The organism is Candidatus Enterovibrio escicola, from assembly GCF_002464935.1.
Classification (GTDB): Bacteria; Pseudomonadota; Gammaproteobacteria; order Enterobacterales; family Vibrionaceae; genus Enterovibrio; species Enterovibrio escicola.
On the sequence record NZ_NBYY01000011.1, the window covers coordinates 210,558 to 229,386 of the forward strand.

The 18,829-nt window shown below is 39.7% G+C and carries 15 protein-coding genes, 5 tRNA genes and 5 pseudogenes; 2 read left to right on the plus strand and 23 right to left on the minus strand.

Going from position 1 to position 18,829, the window contains the following annotated elements; genetic code table 11:
* Positions 1 to 64: 64 nt before the first annotated feature.
* The 20 genes and pseudogenes from BTN49_RS20465 to mnmG all read right to left on the minus strand — a co-directional run.
* Positions 65 to 181: pseudogene (locus BTN49_RS20465) on the minus strand (hypothetical protein); the annotation flags it as partial.
* A 377-nt stretch (positions 182 to 558) separates the two neighbouring features.
* A tRNA-Leu gene (locus tag BTN49_RS05060) sits at positions 559 to 645 on the minus strand.
* Positions 646 to 734: 89 nt separating this feature from the next.
* Positions 735 to 811, minus strand: a tRNA-Met gene (locus tag BTN49_RS05065).
* 147 nt (positions 812 to 958) lie between these two features.
* Positions 959 to 1,043: transfer RNA gene (locus BTN49_RS05070), tRNA-Leu, on the minus strand.
* 39 nt (positions 1,044 to 1,082) lie between these two features.
* A tRNA-Arg gene (locus BTN49_RS05075) sits at positions 1,083 to 1,159 on the minus strand.
* Positions 1,160 to 1,164: 5 nt separating this feature from the next.
* Positions 1,165 to 1,239 (minus strand) — tRNA-Gln (locus BTN49_RS05080).
* Positions 1,240 to 1,360: 121 nt separating this feature from the next.
* Positions 1,361 to 2,719 carry a bifunctional UDP-N-acetylglucosamine diphosphorylase/glucosamine-1-phosphate N-acetyltransferase GlmU gene (gene glmU, locus BTN49_RS05085; RefSeq protein ID WP_097356273.1) on the minus strand — a complete coding sequence of 453 codons (1,359 nt, stop codon included), beginning with the start codon at positions 2,717 to 2,719 and terminating at the stop codon, positions 1,361 to 1,363.
* A gap of 222 nt (positions 2,720 to 2,941) precedes the next feature.
* Positions 2,942 to 3,778 (minus strand): annotated as a pseudogene (locus tag BTN49_RS17505) (IS5 family transposase); the annotation flags it as partial.
* Between the two features lie 753 nt (positions 3,779 to 4,531).
* A complete protein-coding gene (locus tag BTN49_RS05095; protein WP_097356274.1) occupies positions 4,532 to 4,954 on the minus strand; it encodes a F0F1 ATP synthase subunit epsilon in 423 nt (140 codons plus the stop codon).
* A 20-nt stretch (positions 4,955 to 4,974) separates the two neighbouring features.
* Positions 4,975 to 6,378 carry a F0F1 ATP synthase subunit beta gene (gene atpD / locus BTN49_RS05100; RefSeq protein ID WP_097356275.1) on the minus strand — a complete coding sequence of 468 codons (1,404 nt, stop codon included), beginning with the start codon at positions 6,376 to 6,378 and terminating at the stop codon, positions 4,975 to 4,977.
* 43 nt (positions 6,379 to 6,421) lie between these two features.
* Positions 6,422 to 7,288, minus strand: a complete 867-nt coding sequence (atpG, locus tag BTN49_RS05105; protein ID WP_097356276.1) for a F0F1 ATP synthase subunit gamma — start codon at positions 7,286 to 7,288, stop codon at positions 6,422 to 6,424.
* Positions 7,289 to 7,334: 46 nt separating this feature from the next.
* Positions 7,335 to 8,876: a F0F1 ATP synthase subunit alpha gene (atpA, locus tag BTN49_RS05110; RefSeq protein ID WP_097356277.1), complete on the minus strand. Its 1,542-nt coding sequence runs from the start codon at positions 8,874 to 8,876 to the stop codon at positions 7,335 to 7,337.
* Positions 8,877 to 8,892: 16 nt separating this feature from the next.
* On the minus strand, positions 8,893 to 9,426 hold the full coding sequence (gene atpH, locus BTN49_RS05115; RefSeq protein ID WP_097356278.1) for a F0F1 ATP synthase subunit delta: 534 nt from the start codon (positions 9,424 to 9,426) through the stop codon (positions 8,893 to 8,895).
* Between the two features lie 15 nt (positions 9,427 to 9,441).
* On the minus strand, positions 9,442 to 9,912 hold the full coding sequence (gene atpF, locus BTN49_RS05120) for a F0F1 ATP synthase subunit B (RefSeq protein WP_097356279.1): 471 nt from the start codon (positions 9,910 to 9,912) through the stop codon (positions 9,442 to 9,444).
* Positions 9,913 to 9,954: 42 nt separating this feature from the next.
* Positions 9,955 to 10,215 (minus strand): F0F1 ATP synthase subunit C, encoded by a 261-nt coding sequence (gene atpE, locus BTN49_RS05125; RefSeq protein ID WP_097356280.1) that lies wholly within the window; start codon positions 10,213 to 10,215, stop codon positions 9,955 to 9,957.
* Between the two features lie 70 nt (positions 10,216 to 10,285).
* Positions 10,286 to 11,071, minus strand: a complete 786-nt coding sequence (gene atpB, locus BTN49_RS05130; protein WP_097356281.1) for a F0F1 ATP synthase subunit A — start codon at positions 11,069 to 11,071, stop codon at positions 10,286 to 10,288.
* 8 nt (positions 11,072 to 11,079) lie between these two features.
* Positions 11,080 to 11,466, minus strand: coding sequence for a F0F1 ATP synthase subunit I (locus BTN49_RS05135; RefSeq protein ID WP_097356282.1), 387 nt, complete (start codon positions 11,464 to 11,466; stop codon positions 11,080 to 11,082).
* 193 nt (positions 11,467 to 11,659) lie between these two features.
* Positions 11,660 to 12,454, minus strand: a pseudogene (locus tag BTN49_RS22025) (IS982 family transposase).
* A 536-nt stretch (positions 12,455 to 12,990) separates the two neighbouring features.
* The gene (rsmG, locus tag BTN49_RS05145) at positions 12,991 to 13,605 is read right to left on the minus strand and encodes a 16S rRNA (guanine(527)-N(7))-methyltransferase RsmG (RefSeq protein ID WP_097356283.1); all 615 of its coding nucleotides are present in this window, start codon (positions 13,603 to 13,605) and stop codon (positions 12,991 to 12,993) included.
* 6 nt (positions 13,606 to 13,611) lie between these two features.
* Positions 13,612 to 15,495: a tRNA uridine-5-carboxymethylaminomethyl(34) synthesis enzyme MnmG gene (gene mnmG / locus BTN49_RS05150; protein WP_097356284.1), complete on the minus strand. Its 1,884-nt coding sequence runs from the start codon at positions 15,493 to 15,495 to the stop codon at positions 13,612 to 13,614.
* Positions 15,496 to 16,022: 527 nt separating this feature from the next.
* Between mnmG and BTN49_RS13890 the strand changes: the two genes are divergently transcribed.
* Both BTN49_RS13890 and BTN49_RS05155 read left to right on the plus strand, forming a co-directional pair.
* Positions 16,023 to 16,172 (plus strand): hypothetical protein, encoded by a 150-nt coding sequence (locus tag BTN49_RS13890; RefSeq protein WP_158523628.1) that lies wholly within the window; start codon positions 16,023 to 16,025, stop codon positions 16,170 to 16,172.
* A complete protein-coding gene (locus BTN49_RS05155; protein WP_097356285.1) occupies positions 16,173 to 16,391 on the plus strand; it encodes a hypothetical protein in 219 nt (72 codons plus the stop codon). It begins immediately after the preceding gene.
* Between the two features lie 321 nt (positions 16,392 to 16,712).
* Here the strand turns inward: BTN49_RS05155 and BTN49_RS05160 are convergent, their stop codons facing one another.
* From BTN49_RS05160 to BTN49_RS22030, 3 genes and pseudogenes are all read right to left on the minus strand, one after another.
* The gene (locus BTN49_RS05160) at positions 16,713 to 17,312 is read right to left on the minus strand and encodes a thiol:disulfide interchange protein DsbA/DsbL (protein WP_190319206.1); all 600 of its coding nucleotides are present in this window, start codon (positions 17,310 to 17,312) and stop codon (positions 16,713 to 16,715) included.
* A gap of 219 nt (positions 17,313 to 17,531) precedes the next feature.
* A pseudogene (locus BTN49_RS05165) lies at positions 17,532 to 18,281 on the minus strand (transposase).
* Positions 18,276 to 18,648 (minus strand): annotated as a pseudogene (locus BTN49_RS22030) (transposase); the annotation flags it as partial. The pseudogenes BTN49_RS05165 and BTN49_RS22030, both read right to left, overlap by 6 nt.
* Positions 18,649 to 18,829 lie beyond the last annotated feature (181 nt).

The following is an 18,829-nucleotide window of genomic DNA, read 5'->3' on the forward strand; positions in this document are numbered from 1 at the left end:
TTGCTGCCATCTTTCCTATTAATAACTTTCGCTTCGTAACTTTCATCACAAGACCAAAAACTATTTAGTTAACTATATGCACTGCCATACTATCGCAGTAAAATCTTTTTTTAAGTGCTGTTAGTTCTTTACAGATCGTCACTTCTGATATTTTAAATAAGTTAAACAGCTCATCAACACTGACTTGGCCTTCACAGCCAACCTTCCAACTATCTCATAGTGTTACTGTTAAGGGTTACACTTAAACATAGTAATAAACTATCTTTCGTTCCGAAAGATAGTCTTTAAATTATAGACGAAATCAATAATTCGATATAAAAATATCACATTGAAATCAAAAGCATGCCTATATCTGATAAGATATACGGAATTAGACATATGGCGTGTAAGGAATGTCAGAGTAAAGATGAACTATACAGGGAAATAATCCAAAAGACTCCTTCTTGCATAGTAAAACAGAATGTGCCAAGAAATGTACACCTTTCAATACTTACATCTAGAGAGGCTGTGCTCCCTGTAAACTCCGACAATTATTCCTTGTTCAAGGAGTATTTAATTTGGTGCGGAGGAAGGGAGTTGAACCCTCACGTCCGTTAGGACACTAACACCTGAAGCTAGCGCGTCTACCAATTCCGCCACCCCCGCAACTTACTTCAAATGATAAAATGTGCATTCCAATACTGATTGGTGTCTTGTCTGTTTGTACAAAACCTATTTAAAACCTTCTGAATGTATGGTGGCTACGACAGGATTCGAACCTGTGACCCCATCATTATGAGTGATGTGCTCTAACCAACTGAGCTACGTAGCCAACCTTTTAAACACAGCTGCAATGCCATATATAATGTGGCTGATATACTGAGATTTTAACTAGAGTGTAGAGGAACAAAAAACGCTTTACCATTTTTATGGTATAGCAAACAATGACTAAGTTCGTAACCATAACACTGCAAATAAATGGTGCGGAAGGAGAGACTTGAACTCTCATACCTTACGGCGCCAGAACCTAAATCTGGTGCGTCTACCAATTTCGCCACTTCCGCATACACAGACATTAATCAAAGTCCCTAGAAGGGGAGGAATGGCGCGTCCGGGAGGATTCGAACCTCCGACCGCCTAGTTCGTAGCCAGGTACTCTATCCAGCTGAGCTACGGACGCGTCGTTGGCTGGGATACCTGGATTCGAACCAGGGTATGGCGGCATCAAAAGCCGCTGCCTTACCGCTTGGCGATATCCCAACTGAGGCGCGTATGATAGGGTGGAATAATAAAAGCGTCAAGTACCTATTTTTAATTTGCTATACTTTTGACAAAAACCACGAATCGTAGCAAGTATAATATTCTTCTCCAATCTAGTATTTTATTTCTTTTTTGGACGTCGCCAATTTTCGATTTTACGGGCTTTTACACGAGTAACAACCAGTACATTATCCTCCACATCATCCGTCACGGTTGTCCCCGCACCAATCGTTGCCCCTTTACCGACAGTCACAGCTGCCACCAATTGACTGTCCGAGCCGATAAATACATCATCTTGAATTATGGTCTTGTGCTTGTTGGCACCATCGTAATTACATGTAATGGTACCAGCACCAATATTTACACGATCTCCAATTTCAGCATCACCTAGATAAGTTAAATGATTGGCTTTAGACCCTTTACCAATACGTACATTTTTCACTTCAACAAAGTTTCCCACGTGTGAATCACCCACCAACACTGTACTAGGACGCAGACGTGCAAATGGACCAACTGAACAATCTTCACCAATAGATGTCCCGTCAATCATACTATAAGGACGAATAATGGTATTATCCCCAACTTCGCAATCTTTTAATATACTACCTGCCCCGATAAGCACATTATTACCAACAGAAACTCTACCTTCAATAATAACATTGACGTCAATTTCAACGTCTATGCCACATTGCAACTGCCCGCGAAGATCAAAGCGTGCTGGGTCACGAAGCATTACACCACTTTCCAGCAGTTTTTCCGCCTGTGCTGCCTGATAGGAACGCTCAAGGCGAGCTAATTGAAAGCGGTTATTGACACCTGATACTTCAATTATACTCTCTGTCTGTACAGCTTCAACCATTCGACCCTCATCGTACGCTATGGAAATAACATCTGTCAGATAATATTCACCCTGAGCATTTTCCTTTTTGAGTTCCGATAACCAACGCCGTAAATCACGACCTGTTGCGACCATTACACCCGTATTAATTTCATTGGTCAGATCTTGAGACTGTATCGCATCTTTTTCTTCAACTATAGCAACTACAGAGTTGTTACGACGCACAATACGACCGTAGCCAGATGCATCTTCTAATTCGACAGTTAGCAACGCTATTCCACCATCAGGCTGGGCATTTAATAAATTTTCGATGGTCTTTTTACCTATGAGAGGTACATCCCCATAAAGGATCAGAATTTGCTCATCATCTTGAAACTCACCCGCAGCTTGACTAACCGCATGTCCAGTTCCAAGTTGTTCTCTTTGCAATACCCAGCTCACAGGTTCATCAGCCAATATCGATTGCATCACATCAGCACCATATCCAAAAATTAAATAAATATTTTTCACACCCAGAGAACTGCAGCTATCGATAACATGCTTAACCATAGGTTTACCCGCAATGGTATGAAGAACCTTTGGTAAGTTTGAATACATCCGAGCGCCTTTACCTGCAGCTAAAATAACAGCACTAAAATTCATCGTGGTGAGCTATCCTTCATTAATCAGAATAAACTTTCAAAAGTTAACTTATATTGTAAAGACAAGATATTGCAAATAAAGATTTGGTAAATAACAAATAAATAGGATAATAACCAGTGTACTGACATATTATATCTTTTTATACTTGAATTCAGGGTATTCATTCAATAAGTTAATCATGCCTTAAAGGGAATACTCCCGTTCGGTCATGTATTTAATAAGTTAAATTATTCGTTTAGTATGACTTGTAAACCAGTTGTCTATTACTGCAAATATCATTTTTTCTAACAGAATGAATAACTTTGAGGAAATTAATTTATTGAACACATCACCACCGATTTTTATAACTTTGTTCATTGCTTTCACATTTACCAACGCTTCACCAACTTGAGCATTGTAATCACAAGAGTGAGTCTAGGGCTCAGAAACTGTTTACAGCTAAACATTACTGTCTCTGTTCATGAGTGTTTGTGATAACCCTTGTCCTTTTTCCACTCCGCCAATTTATCTTCTTCTAACGCCTTTACAGCTTCATTCCTAGGATGCCTTTCCTCCCAGTACCCCGCGTTGCTTCGAGGTGGAATGCGTGACGTTATTCCTTTGTTCTTCAGTACGTGATGACATACTCTTATATCATAGGCTCCATCAGTACTGATTTGCTGTATCTCCCATCGTAATGAGTTCAGCAATATAGGTAAAACCTCATTGTCACCCACAGAAACTAGGCTACCTGCTGCAGCAATAACCCTATGCGTAAACACATCAACAGCAAGATGAAGTTTTCGCCAGATACACCATTTCACCTTCACCGCATACCTTTAGGCCTGTGGCATCAATAACGACGTGGGTGATATATCCTAAATTCGGCAAAAAGTACTTAACTTATACGGTCTTCGAACGCTTACTAATGCAAGTGTATGTAAGGGATTCCAGCGGAATATTTATCAAAATAAAAACCAAATTAAGAAAGCCTTTTAATCCACGAAGTGGATGCTTAAAAATACCTTTAACCATCAGTGCTGTTTCAAGCTTGATATCCGAAAATATAAACCCAAGACCAAGAAAAATCTACGGGTAACGCGTGCTTCAGGGGATGGCTAAACGATGGGATGGTTATATGGCTTTAAACTTCACCTTTTCATCACTAACAAGTGAGGTATAATTCCAGTAAAGATAACAACAGTCAATGTTGATAACAGAAAATCCATGCCGAATAAAGCCGATAATCTCTAGAGATTACTTTATGTAAGATAAGGGTATACATTTGGCTCCCTTGAATAAACCTCACCGCGGAATGGGTTAGTTTCATCACGAATACACGGAAGCGCATAAAACCAAAGGTAATGAAACTTTAGAATTATTTTATGTTGAGAAAATAATTTATTATCGATGACAGTCTTTGATCAACAAAAAAACTAGCCTTAATATTACTCAGTTTAAAAAAGTTCTGCTTATACAGATCTTAGGTTAGTTATAAGAGGATGTAAATATGGTATGTGAATGTAGATCTATCCCTATATATTTTATGCCATATTCGGTTGGTGTTTACCACGTTTATGAGAGGGTTAACGTTAAAGAATTAATTAGCCAAGCAACGTTATAGTCACGGATATTGCGGGTTTAAATGCCAGAACCAGAGATGAGTACGACTAAAATTTACATATCGCGCAATTATCAGACAATTTCTGAGTAAAGAAAGAAATCATGATAGCATAACCAACGGTCAAAAGGAAAAAATCATAGGAGAATAACCAACAAGCCTAGTATTAAGACTATAGAGACACAACATCCCAATTCTTTACCGTCAAATCATTAACGTGCCTTTTTCGTTAACTCTATAACACGAAGCTGGGCAATTGCTTTCGCTAGTTCACTAGCCACCTGAGCAAAGTCCATATCACCGTGGTTATTAAGAATACATGCTTCAGCACGGCGCTTCGCTTCTTCTGCTTTAGCCTGATCCAAATCAACACCACGAATTGCGGTATCAGCAAGCACAGTTACTGTCCTAGGTTGTACTTCCAACATGCCACCAGAAAGGTAAATAACTTCCTCGTGACCAAATTTTTTAGTGATACGGATCATGCCTGGCGTAATACGGGTCAACAGAGGAGTATGACTGGGGAAAATACCAAGTTCACCTTCACTACCCGTTACCTGAATAGATTCTGCAAGACCAGAAAACAATTGTCTCTCTGCACTTACTACATCCAGATGAAAAGTCCTTGCTACCATATCTCCTCCTCTGTAAACCTTTATAGGTTTTTTGCTTTTATGAACACGTCTTCGATCTTACCACAGTAGAGAAAGGCTTGCTCTGGGATGTCATCAAATTCACCGTTTAACAATCCTTTAAATCCCGCAATGGTATCTTTAAGAGAAACGTAAACACCCAAGTTCCCCGTAAATACTTCTGCTACATGGTAAGGCTGAGTAAGGAAACGTTCAATCTTACGTGCACGTGAAACGGTTAGCTTGTCTTTTTCAGATAGTTCATCCATACCCAAAATAGCAATGATGTCTTTCAGTTCTTTATAGCGCTGAAGTACAGTCTGAACACCATGTGCCACATCATAGTGCTCTTGACCGATAACTAACGGATCAAGCTGACGAGACGTAGAATCCAAGGGATCAATTGCAGGATACAAACCCAACGAAGCAATGTAACGTGACAGAACTACGGTCGCATCCAAATGGGCAAATGTGGTTGCAGGAGAGGGGTCAGTTAAATCATCTGCAGGGACATATACAGCCTGCACCGATGTAATAGAACCGCTTTTCGTTGAAGTAATTCGCTCTTGAAGCATTCCCATTTCTTCTGCAAGCGTCGGTTGATAGCCGACTGCAGAAGGCATACGACCCAATAAGGCAGACACTTCCGTTCCAGCTAGAGTATAACGGTATATATTATCTATGAATAATAAAACATCACGCCCGTCATCACGAAACTTTTCTGCAATGGTTAAACCAGTTAGCGCAACTCGTAAACGGTTACCTGGAGGTTCATTCATCTGTCCATAAACCATTGCCACTTTTGATTCACTTAGGTTGTCAACGTTTACAACACCAGCTTCTTGCATTTCGAAATAGAAATCGTTCCCCTCACGGGTACGCTCACCCACACCTGCAAAAACTGATAAACCTGAGTGTTGTAGAGCAATGTTATTGATAAGTTCCATCATGTTGACAGTCTTACCTACACCCGCACCGCCGAACAAACCAATTTTCCCGCCTTTGGAAAATGGGCAAATTAGATCGATTACTTTAACACCTGTTTCTAACAATTCTATTGAAGTGGATTGTTCAGCGTAACTTGGTGCTTCACGGTGAATTGAATAACGCACCTGCTCACCAATATCGCCACGTTCGTCGATTGGATCACCAAGAACATTCATAATACGCCCCAAGGTTTCAATACCAACTGGTACTTCAATCGATTTTCCAGTATTTTCTACTTCAAGTCCACGACGTAGACCATCAGACGAACCCATCGCTATAGTACGGACTACACCACCCCCCAACTGTTGTTGAACTTCCAGAACCAGATACGCGCCTTCACGTTTCACATTCAGAGCATCATATACTTTAGGTACGGACTCAGGTGGAAACTCTATGTCAATAACCGCACCGATGATCTGAACGATCTTACCTGTAGCCATTGTTATTCCTCTAAATATAGTTTCTTGTCCCTTATTTTATACTTCATACCGCAGAGGCACCTGATACTATCTCCGATAATTCTTGGGTAATGGCAGCCTGACGAGCTTTGTTATATACTAACTTAAGTTCGTCAATAAGATCCCCTGCATTATCTGTTGCAGACTTCATTGCAACCCTTCGCGCCGCTTGTTCTGATGCGAGGTTTTCGACTACACCTTGATATACTTGTGACTCCACATAACGAATCAATAATGTATCCAGCAAAGGTTGTGCCTCTGGTTCATAGATATAGTCCCAAGAATGGCAGTGTTTCATCTTTTCGTCTTTTGATTTTGGCAAAGGAATCAATTGGTCGATTACTGGTTCCTGCATCAGGGTATTTATAAATTTATTATATACTAAATACAGGCGATCCAGTTGCCCTTCATCGTATTTTTCCAACATCACACTAACCGTACCTATAAGGTCTTCCAACAATGGAAAATCGCCTAAACCAGAAACTTGTGCTGAAACTTTCCCGCCATAGTTATTGAAGAATGCTGTAGCTTTTGAACCGATCAGTGCAGTTTCAATTTCTGCATATTTTTGACTCCAAGCTTGCATGTGATCTACTGCACGTTTAAATAAATTAATGTTCAAACCGCCACACAGTCCACGATCAGAAAACACCATTATATAACCAACACGCTTAGCTTCTCGCTCTTCCAAGTAAGTATGGCGATATTCAAGACTACCAAGAGCAACACGACCGATCACTTTACGCATAGTAGTTGCATATGGACGGGAAGCTTCCATCGCATCTTGAGAACGACGCATTTTTGAAGTTGCTACCATTTCCATCGCTTTAGTGATTTTCTGTGTACTTTTAACACTTCCGATCTTATTACGAATTTCTTTTTCGCTGACCATCATAACTCTCCGTTGTTAAGAGACCGCAAAAACTGAATTCTACCCACTACCAAGTTTGCGTTGCCTTGAAACATTCAACCAGCTTAAACATCTGAGTTTCAATTTCACCATTGTAATCACCTGTTTCTTCTATTAAAGATACTAACTCAACATATTCCATCTTAGAATATGTAATCAGAGCAGTTTCGAAATCAACCAATTTGCTTAGTTCAACATCTATCAAAAAGCCTTTTTCTGCTGCAAATATTACAATTCCCTGCTCAAAGACAGACTTTGGTTCATATTGCTTCTGCTTCATCAATTCGGTTACTTTTTGACCATGATCCAGCTGTTTTTTAGTCGCTTCATCAAGATCAGAAGAAAACTGTGCAAATGCTGCAAGTTCACGATACTGAGCCAGTGCAGTACGAATACCTCCAGACAGTTTTTTCATGATTTTAGTCTGTGCCGCTCCTCCTACACGAGATACTGAAATACCAGGATCAACCGCAGGACGAATACCCGCGTTAAACAGTTCCGTTTGCAGAAATATTTGGCCATCAGTGATCGAAATAACGTTAGTTGGCACGAATGCAGAGACGTCACCAGCTTGCGTTTCAATAATGGGCAGTGCAGTTAAAGAGCCTGTTTTACCTTTCACTTTACCTGCGGTAAATCTGTCTACATAATGAGCATTTACGCGCGCTGCCCGTTCTAGTAAACGTGAGTGAAGATAAAAAATATCGCCTGGGTACGCTTCACGACCAGGTGGACGCCGCAGCAAGAGTGAAATCTGACGGTAGGCAACAGCCTGCTTAGACAGATCATCGTATACAATAAGCGCATCTTCACCGCGATCACGGAAGTATTCACCCATCGTACAACCTGCATACGGTGCTAAAAATTGCAGTGCCGCAGCTTCCGATGCAGTTGCGATCACAACGATCGTATTTTTCAGCGCATCATGTTCTTCCAGTTTATGCACAACATTAGCAATGGTTGACGCTTTTTGGCCAATAGCAACATAGATAGAGTAGATCCCAGAATTCTTTTGATTGATGATCGTATCGATTGCCAATGCTGTTTTACCCGTCTGACGGTCACCGATGATCAGCTCACGCTGACCACGTCCAATGGGAATCATAGCATCAACCGCTTTATAACCTGTTTGTACTGGCTGGTCGACAGATTTACGAGCAATTACACCCGGTGCAATGACTTCTACAGGTGATGTTAGTTTCGCATAAATAGGTCCTTTACCATCAACAGGTTCACCCAAGGTATTAACTACACGACCCAGTAGCTCCGGACCTACGGGTACTTCTAAAATGTGACCGGTTCCTATTACTTTCATACCTTCTTTGAGGTCGGTATAAGGGCCCATAACAACCGCACCTACAGAATCCCGCTCAAGGTTAAGGGCTAAAGCAAAACTGGTACTCGGCAGTTTAATCATTTCACCTTGCATTACGTCAGCCAGGCCATGAATACGAACAATACCATCACCGACTGACACAATGGTACCTTCGTTACGAACTTCACTTACAACATTGAATTTTTCAATACGCTGTTTGATCAGATCGGCAATTTCGGTGGAATTAAGTTGCATTCTCCAATTCCCTAAATCAAGACTGCAAGGTATCTTTCAATCGACGGATACTACCGCTCACTGAATTGTCGATAACTAAGTCTCCAACTCGAATAACAACCCCAGCAATCAGGGTCTCGTCTACACTACAATCGAGCCTTATATTACGCGCAAGGCGTACTTCCAGCTTCCTAGCAATAGCATCTAATTGCGCTGAATCAAGCACAATTGCAGAAAAAACATAAACATCCACCTGTTTTTCATAGTTATGGCGCAGTGCCATAAACTGGATATACATTTCTGGTATCATCTTCAGGCGGTTATTTTCAGCCATTATCCTAACTAGATTCTGACCAAACTCATTGAGCTGTTCACCACACACACAGATAAAAAGATCTGCCAACTTTGAAATTGAATGCATACCGCCGATATAATCGGAAATGACTTCATTACAAGACACCTCAGCAGCAAAATACAGCATCTCAGACCACTGATCTAATTCACCTTTTTCAATTGCCAGATCGAAAACTGCTTTAGCATATGGGCGTACAATAGTAGTCAGTTCAGACATGTTTCCCACCCCTTCTTAGAGTTCTGATGCGATTTTATCGAGAATATCTTTATGGGTGTTTTTATCGATTGACCGCTTTATAATTTTCTCAGCACCGATAACAGCTAGAGCTGCAACTTGTTTACGAAGTTCATCACGGGCACGCCTATTCTCAGCTTCTAACTCGGCCTGTCCAAGATTCAAGATGCTATCACGTTCAGCATTAGCTTCATTTCGAGCTTGATCCATAATCTGTGCTTTACGTTTATATGCCTGATCAATAATTTTAGTTGCAGTACGTTTTGCTTCTTTCAATTTATCAGAAACCTTTACTTGGGCAAAATTTAGATCCTTTACGGCACGATCAGCTGCCGATAGACCGTCAGCAATTTTATTTTGACGTGCTTCAATCGCTTGCATGATTGGTGGCCACACATATTTCATGCAAAACCTGACAAAAATAAAAAATGCAATAGCTTGTCCAAACAGAGTTGCGTTTATATTCATAACAGCGACTCCTTACTAATTTCAAATTTCTACACAACTAAATCAACTGGCAGTCATTAGTCCTACAAATGGATTCGCAAAAATTAACAGCAATGCGATTACTATACCAATCATTGGAATAGCATCCAGCAGCCCAGCAATGATAAACATTTTAACTTGCAGCATTGGAGCCATTTCTGGTTGACGTGCAGCACCCTCAAGGAATTTACCACCAAGCAATGCGAAACCAATCGCTGTACCTATGGAAGCAAGACCTACAATTATACCTACTGCAATTGCTGAAAAGCTCAATAAAGTTTCCATCACTATCTCCAGTATCTTGTTATCGGCCTAAATGCCGATAAAGTCTAATAAATCACTTACTAAAAACGTATCAATGACTTGAATCGTTATGTGCCTGAGACAGATAAACAATAGTCAACATCATGAAAACGAATGCTTGGATCGTAATGACCAGTATGTGGAAAATTGCCCACGGTACTGCACCTAGCCATTGCGCCCACCACGGCAACAAAGCGGCGATAAGAATAAACACCACTTCACCGGCAAACATATTACCAAATAAACGCATGCCAAGGGATACAGGTTTCGCCAGCAACGATACAATTTCCAACAGCAGGTTAAACGGAATCATAATCGGATGATTGAACGGATGAAGAGCCAGTTCTTTAGCAAAACCGCCAATACCTTTAATCTTGATACTGTAATAAATGACCAAGAAAAAGACACCAAGTGCCATCGATAAGGTAATATTTACATCTGCAGTCGGTACCACCTTAAGATAAGGAATGCCTGCTAATTTTGCTGAATACGGAATAAAATCAACAGGAATTAAATCCATCATATTCATCAAAAATATCCAAATAAAAATGGTCAGAGCCAGAGGTGCAATCAGAGCGTTATTTCCTTGGAAGGTATCACGAACATTGCCATCAACAAACTCTACTACCATTTCCACAGCACATTGCAGCCTACCGGGAACCCCAGTAGTTGCTTTTTTTGCTACTGAGTGTAACAGCCATAAAAAACTGTAACCAATCAAAACAGAGAAAAACAAGCTATCAATGTGAACTGTCCAAAATCCCTCACCACCTGACAAATTTGTCAGGTGGTGCGTGATATAACTGGACGGTGTTAGCACTTCACCGAGCACATTCATAACTCATCCTATTTATCGTTAATGAATAAAACTGGTGCAAGTATATTAGACCCAAGTACCAGCAAGTAGGCTAGTTTAAGGGGAATAAGTTCCGCCTCGGCATACAGGTAAACAACGGAAAACAAGACGACGATTAACAGAATTTTGAGTACTTCACCACTGAAAAAACATACAACGATGAGTTTAGCTGATCTCGCTCCACTAAATAGAAATGAACATGACGCAAATACACCGTTGGCTATTATAAATATGCCCCCGCCAATCAATGCAGAAATTCCCCAGTGAACATTGATTATGGTAACCATCAAGATTGCCGTTACTAACACGACACAGACCTGTAACTGCAGTAATCTTTTCGCAAGTCTTCGACCTGGAGTCGTGAGCGACACCACCATGTGTTAGTTCCTCAATGTTTTCCCTTTTCCTGTATTTTAGCTCGTCGGGGAGAACTGCTAAGTTTATACGGATCACTGTTCTGAATGCAATATCATCAGTTTGATAATGGTCATTATATTGTACAACAGGCTAACCAGATCACAACAAGTAAAAATATGTAACTAAAGAACAACCTTAATTAGTTAACTAACCTCAGATCTGCATAAGTGCTTGCTTATCAAGCAATCCATATTGATAATCGGCTTCTTTGGTTGAAATGAATACGCGATGAGCCTCGCCCGCAAATTAACCATAAAACTGATACAACTACAGTGCCGAGAATGCTTGATTTGGGTTTTATATTCTTTTTCACACCCGTTATCAGTATCACTCCTTTGTCTACAAGCTTCCGACCTAATGGGCTAGAGATATAACCTTTTTCTCCGTATAAGCACCCCAAAAAACTCGTCAGCCATTTCCGATATAGGCTTTCTATCATCCACGTTAGATATGGTTACTTTGACTGAGATAATACCAGTTTGGTCATTGATAATCAGGTGTGATTTGAAGCCGTAGAATCACCCCATCGTTCCTTTTCCTCGCTTCTCGGTACCTTTAAAAACCTGATGTCTAAGAATGCATAGGTTGTGATAAAGCTATAACGTGGACGAATCAACGAAGGCAATCCCTGTTAGCCTTGACTGATAGTGAGTGAGGTAAGAGCAAAGCGGAACTAGAAAATCTTGCATGAGCTTGGTATCCTCGTGTAGCTAACTAATTCAGGAAATTCGTTGATGAGGTAGCGACAACAAAAGTGGATGTAATAGATTTTGAAGTCCCAATACCCAGATTGATGGAAAGCTATCACTATCGTTATTACTTCGCGAACTAAAAGGCGAGAAGGTTTCTTTGTTTGATACCGGAAGAAATTAGGTGTTTTTCGATGCAGGGAGGAAAGTCTGGCAGAAGTTCGTCGACATCAACAAAAACAGCGTCTAAATTATTCATGCTAAAGTGCTTATGTAGTCAATAGTTTTTCTTAAATGAATCAGATCTCGACTTTGGTATTTAGTTCATTTCTTATGCGCAGCTCAGGTTTAACTAGAAAAAATGCTGACGAAAATATACGTAGCATTAGAAGTCGAGGAAAGAGATAAATCAGGAGGGGTTTATTTATGCGATGATCCTAAAAGGATATGTAAATGTATATGTATTACATATCTATATAGTACACAAGTTAGTTGGTGTTTACCACGATCATGAAAGGGGTACGCTAAAATAATTTATCGTCTAATGTAACGCTCCAATTACGGATCTTTCTGGTGTAAATACCAGATTTCTAGGAAGGCACGCCTGAAATTTATATATAGATCACAGTATCAAATCTATGAGGATATTACATTCAAGTTTTTTACCGTCAAGAAGCTTGCTTTGAGCTGCTACAAGAACACCACTAGATTAATACAAGTCGGAATTTTGAATTTCCTCTTTTTTAATTCACAATGGCTATATTTTTCTTCACGAGTAGACCCTGTCTAACAATTTTATTTAACCAAAATTACTAGATGACGTTCTCCTTCCAATCCTGGAACAATCAAAGGTTTGATATCAGTCACAGAACATTCCGCCGGTAAGTCATCAATCTCCTTTTGATCTATTCGTCCTTTGAGGGCAAGAAAACGACCATTCTGAGATGGTAAATGATGACATATTTTTACCATATTTTTCATTGAAGCAAACCCTCGGCTCAACACCCCATCAAAACCTTCTTCAGGTTGAAACTCTTCAACTCGGCTTTTCACAGTGGTGATATTGTTGATCTTAAGCTCATAAATGACTTGCCTGATAAAGTTGATACGTTTACCTAAGCAATCCAGCAAGGTAAGCGATTTAGTGGGATTAATGATAGCTAACGGAATACCTGGCAATCCTGGACCAGTTCCCACATCGATAAATGTCTTACCTTTTAAATATGGGCTTACTACGAGGCTATCCATGATGTGCTTAATTACCATGTCATGAGGATCACGAACCGACGTAAGATTATAGGTGCTATTCCACTTATGGAGAAGTTCAACATAGCGAATCAATTGGTATTCTTGGTAAGAAGAAATATCCATACGTCCTTGCTTAATCAGTTCTGTTAAACGTTTTTTCACAGTCTGTTAGGCTCCCTTTTGGGAATATTTTTTTAAATAAACCAAAAGAATAGAAATAGCCACGGGCGTAATACCAGAAACACGAGAAGCTTTACCTATTGTTTCTGGACGGGTATTTTGAAGCTTAGCAACTACTTCATTCGACAATCCGTTAATTTTTTTGTAATCTAACGTCTTAGGTATAAGGGTATTTTCATGACGGATCGATTTTTCTATTTCATCTTTCTGTCGATTAATATAGCCAGCATATTTTATCTGAATTTCAACTTGTTCCCGTGCTTGTTTATCATCATGAGGTGGTGAAAATACTGGGTGTGTAACGAGTTGATCGTACGATATTTCAGGACGCCTTAGTAGATCCTCGCCGTTTGCTTCTCTCGTCAATGCAGTTTTTAACATGGTATTAAGGGCATCTAAGTGCTCTGAGGTAGGATTGATCCATATCGAACGAAGACGTTGAGCTTCTTGCTCGATATTTTCCAGTTTTTGGTTAAAACGTCTCCAACGTGCATCATCTACTAAACCCAACTTCCAACCAGTTTCAGTTAAACGAAGATCTGCATTATCCTCACGCAGCAACAACCTATATTCGGCACGCGACGTGAACATTCGATACGGTTCTTTAGTACCGAGGGTCGTCAAATCATCTATCAACACTCCAATGTAAGCTTCATCACGACGTGGGCACCAACCCTCATTATCTTGTGAAAACAAAGCAGCGTTAGCACCTGCCAGCAAACCTTGAGCTGCTGCTTCTTCATAACCAGTAGTACCGTTAATTTGTCCAGCGAAAAACAAACCACTAATAAACTTAGTTTCAAAAGTTTGTTTGAGATCGCGAGGATCGAAAAAGTCATATTCGATCGCATATCCAGGGCTAATCACTTTAGCCTTTTCGAAACCTTTGATAGAGTGGATAATTGCCATTTGTAGATCAAATGGTAGGCTGGTGGAAATCCCGTTAGGATAAAGAGTATGGGTGGTAAGTCCTTCAGGTTCGACGAAAATCTGGTGTTTGTTCTTGTCTGTAAAGCGGATCACCTTATCTTCAATTGAAGGGCAATAACGAGGACCAATACCTTCAATAAGGCCGGAATACATAGGACTTCGATCCAAGTTATTACGTATTAAATCATGTGTTTTTTCATTAGTATAGGTAATGTAGCAGAGTAATTGACGAGGGTGGTCGTAGATATTTCCCATAAATGAGAAGACTGGACATGGTTTATCACCTTGTTGTTTTTCCATTACACTAAAATCAACGGTTCGTGCATCAATACGAGGCGGTGTTCCTGTTTTTAGGCGTTCTGCGCGAAATGGTAATTCACGAAGTCGATCAGCCAGAACGCTCGACGATGGATCGCCCGCCCGTCCTCCTGAATAATTTTCTAAACCAATATATATTTTACCACCAAGAAATGTTCCTACTGTCAGGACTACAGCTTTCGCACGAAATTTTAAACCCATTTCAGTGACAACACCAATTATAGAATTCTGTTCTACAATCAGATCAGTAACAGCTTGTTGGAACAACATTAAATTTTGTTGATTTTCAAGAGATTGGCGTATTAAAGATTTATATAACAAGCGATCCGCCTGAGCGCGTGTTGCACGCACCGCTGGACCTTTAGATGCATTTAGAATGCGGAATTGAATTCCAGATTTATCGATAGCCTGTGCCATTAAACCACCCAATGCATCAATTTCTTTCACCAAATGCCCCTTTCCAATCCCACCAATAGCTGGATTACATGACATTTGCCCTAGCGTTTCAATGTTGTGGGTTAGTAAGAGTGTTCGTTGACCCATACGTGCAGCTGCCAATGATGCTTCTGTTCCTGAATGACCTCCACCTACAACGATGACGTCAAAGTTATCTTGATAAAACATTATTTGACCTTAAAAAGGTTGATCCATATGTTGATCTCTAGAGGATCATTCTACCGAATTTTAAACACATATAATACTCAAAGTGTTTTATCTGTAAGAGAGCAAGGTAGCTTTATAAAGATAAAGATCTTTTATTAGATCTTTTATTAGATCTTTTATTATGTTAGGTGATCTTTGTGTGTAACTGATAAATCATAAATACGATCATATAGTTATGAATGATGAGTTACTGTGTATTTGCTTGGATCAATATAGGTACAATCTGGGAGTAAAGTTGATGGTTATCCACAACAATCGAATTAGGAGGAAGTTATTATATAGATAACTCTAGTTTAATCACCGTTTATATGTCTAGTTATGCACAGGTTAGAGGTCGTAAAATTATTTTTTGAAGGTAATGCCTTCCAATGTTTTTGTTCTGGGAAATATTCTGATTTAGATCATGACCGTTTCTTATTCAATTAGTTTTATTTCCCCAAATATCTGAACTAATCGCAATTCCTACGATTAGATCATTATGGAGTTAAGTGGGAGGTAAGGATGGGAAAGGTATTTTCAAGCTCCTACTTTGTAGATTAGAAGGCTTTCTCAATTCAGTTTTTACGTTGATGAATGTCCTGCTGAGATCCCCTACATACACTTTCATTAGTAAGTGTTCGAAGATCGTAAGAAGTTAAGTGCCGTGTATAGAAACTATCGACTACATCGTTATTGATGCCATAGCCCTAAAGGTATACGGCGAAGGTGAATGGGAAACGCATAAACACGACAAGGCGAAGCCGAGTATCAGGTGCAAACTTCATCTTTCTGTTGAAGCCTCTACTCATGAGGCTATTGTTGTAGAAGTTAGCTTAGTTTCTGTGGGTGATAATGAGATTTTACCTACTATTGATTAACCACTTATGGTGAAAGATAGAGCAAGTCAGTTATGATGCAGTCAATAGTTTTTTTCAAACAATCAGATCTCGCTTTTTGTATTTAGTTCATTTCTCAAGCGCAGCTTAGGTTAAAAATAGTCACGGATGAAGAGATTACCTTCGCTCAAGCAAGGATCAATTATCAACCTAAGTAACCTCAGATCTGCATAAGTTCTTATGCAGATCTGAGGTTACTTAATATCAACGATAGTGGTAAGAATTACCATGTAAAAGTAGGCATATTGAATAAAGAACAAGATATTAAATGCATGACTCATACTTTTTAGAAATGTACTTTAATTACTGGATCAGTAGGAATTGCACCAACGAAACATAATCGGCGGGGGTTGTTATGGTTTTTGGGGTTAAGTGATATCGGCCGTTAACTATAACCGCAGGAACACTTTGCAGACCTGAATCTTGAAATTCTTTGTCAAAACGGTTTGCCATGGAGTTAACTATAAAACTGTTGTAGGTGGCATCAAATTTTTCGGCCTGTATACCTTTATCTATGTACATTTTACGTAATTCTTCTAGGTTCATCGGAGGCTTTTGTAATAAGTGAATTCGGTGGAAAATTACTGGGATCATGGTATCTTCAACGTTTAGAATGACTGCTGTCGCATAGGCTTTATTCAGTTCTTTACCCATGTTACCTCCCATAAAAGAAACGTGGTTCTTTTGAAACTGTGTGTTTTCTGGGATCTGTTTTTTGAGTTCTTTCATTAAATCTTCACTTTTGTAGCAATGTAGGCAGAAGAAAGAGAAAAAATGGGTAATGGTTGGTGAGTGAGTTTTCGGTAAATCTAGTACTTGATAATCTTCACCGGCGTTAAAGCGACCTGACTGTGCTGAGAAGGAAAGTATGGTTACGGCGACTATGATGCACAATTTTTTCAACATAATTGACTTTATCCTTGGTAATTATAAAATAGTACACGTATGGTATACGTGTCCGTTTGTTCAGAGAAGATAATTGTTATTTAAAAAAGGCAACAATCTAATTTTTCAGTATTCTCTCTCAGAGAACCAAGATAATTGACGGAAAATACAGGCCTTTTCCGAGGACTTATTGATTAAATCAGGCCTATAATGCACTAATCCAGATTTTTTATAGTCTTAATTTGTCTGCAAGCGAACAGGCATACCGAGTCTTATAACTTGGTCCATTGCTTTCACATTGATCAGCTCTTCACTAACTTGAGCATTGTAATCCCGAAGAGTGAGTTTAGGGCTCAGAAAGTGTTTATAGCGAAACAGGACTGTCTCTGCTAATGAGCGTTTATGATAACCCATATCCTTTGATCACTCCGCTAATTTATCTTTTTCTAACGCCTTTATAGCTTCCATCCTAGAAAGCCTTTCCTCCCAATACCCTGTATTTCGTCGTAAGTGGTTAATCAATAGTAGGTAAAATCTCATTATCACCCACAGAAACTAAGCTAACTTCTACAACAATAGCCTCATGAGTAGAGGCTTCAACAGAAAGATGAAGTTTGCACCTGATACTCGGCTTCGCCTTGTCGTGTTTATGCGTTTTCCATTCACCTTTGCCGTATACCTTTAGGCCTATGGCATCAATAACGATGTAGTCGATAGTTTCTATACACAGCACTTAACTTCTTACGGTCTTCGAACACTTACTAATGAAAGTGTATGTAGGGGATCTCAGCGGGACATTCATCAACGTAAAAACTGAATTGAGAAAGCCTTCTAATCTACAAAGTAGGAGCTTGAAAATACCTTTCACCATCCGTGTCGTTTCAAACGAGGTATTAGAAAATATAAACCCACGTCAACGATGACCGTGATATTTTAGATAATGGTGTGGTTCTCTATCCAAAAAGTAACTGATCTGCGGTTAATCAGGTGTAATTTTACACTGTAGAACCACCCCATCGTTCCTTTTTCACGTTTCACAGTACTCTAAAAAGCTGATGTCTAAAAATGCGTAGGTTGTGACAAACCTGTAGCTTAGACGAATCAACAAAGGCAATCCCTGTCGATCTTTCCTGACGATGAGTGAAGTAAGATTAAAGCGGAACTAGGACACCTTGCATGAGTTTGAGCATTCTCGTGTAACTAACTAAAGTGATGGAAAGCTATCACTATTGTCATCACTTTGCGAACTGAGAGGCGAGAAGGTTTCTTTGTTTGATACCGGAAGAAATTAGGTGTTTTCCGATGCAGGGAGGAAAGTCTGGTAGAAGTCGACAAAAACGGCGTCTAACGTTATTTATGCCCAAGTTATAGTGAAGTCAATAGTTTATTTCAAACGAGTCAGATCGCGACTTTGGCATTTAGTTCATTTCTTATGCGTAGCTTAGGTTTATTATATTGTTTCCAGTTGCTAATTTTGTGCTGGGTCTTTCCCATTATAACCTCCCTCTTAACTCCATGATAATCTAATCGTAGGA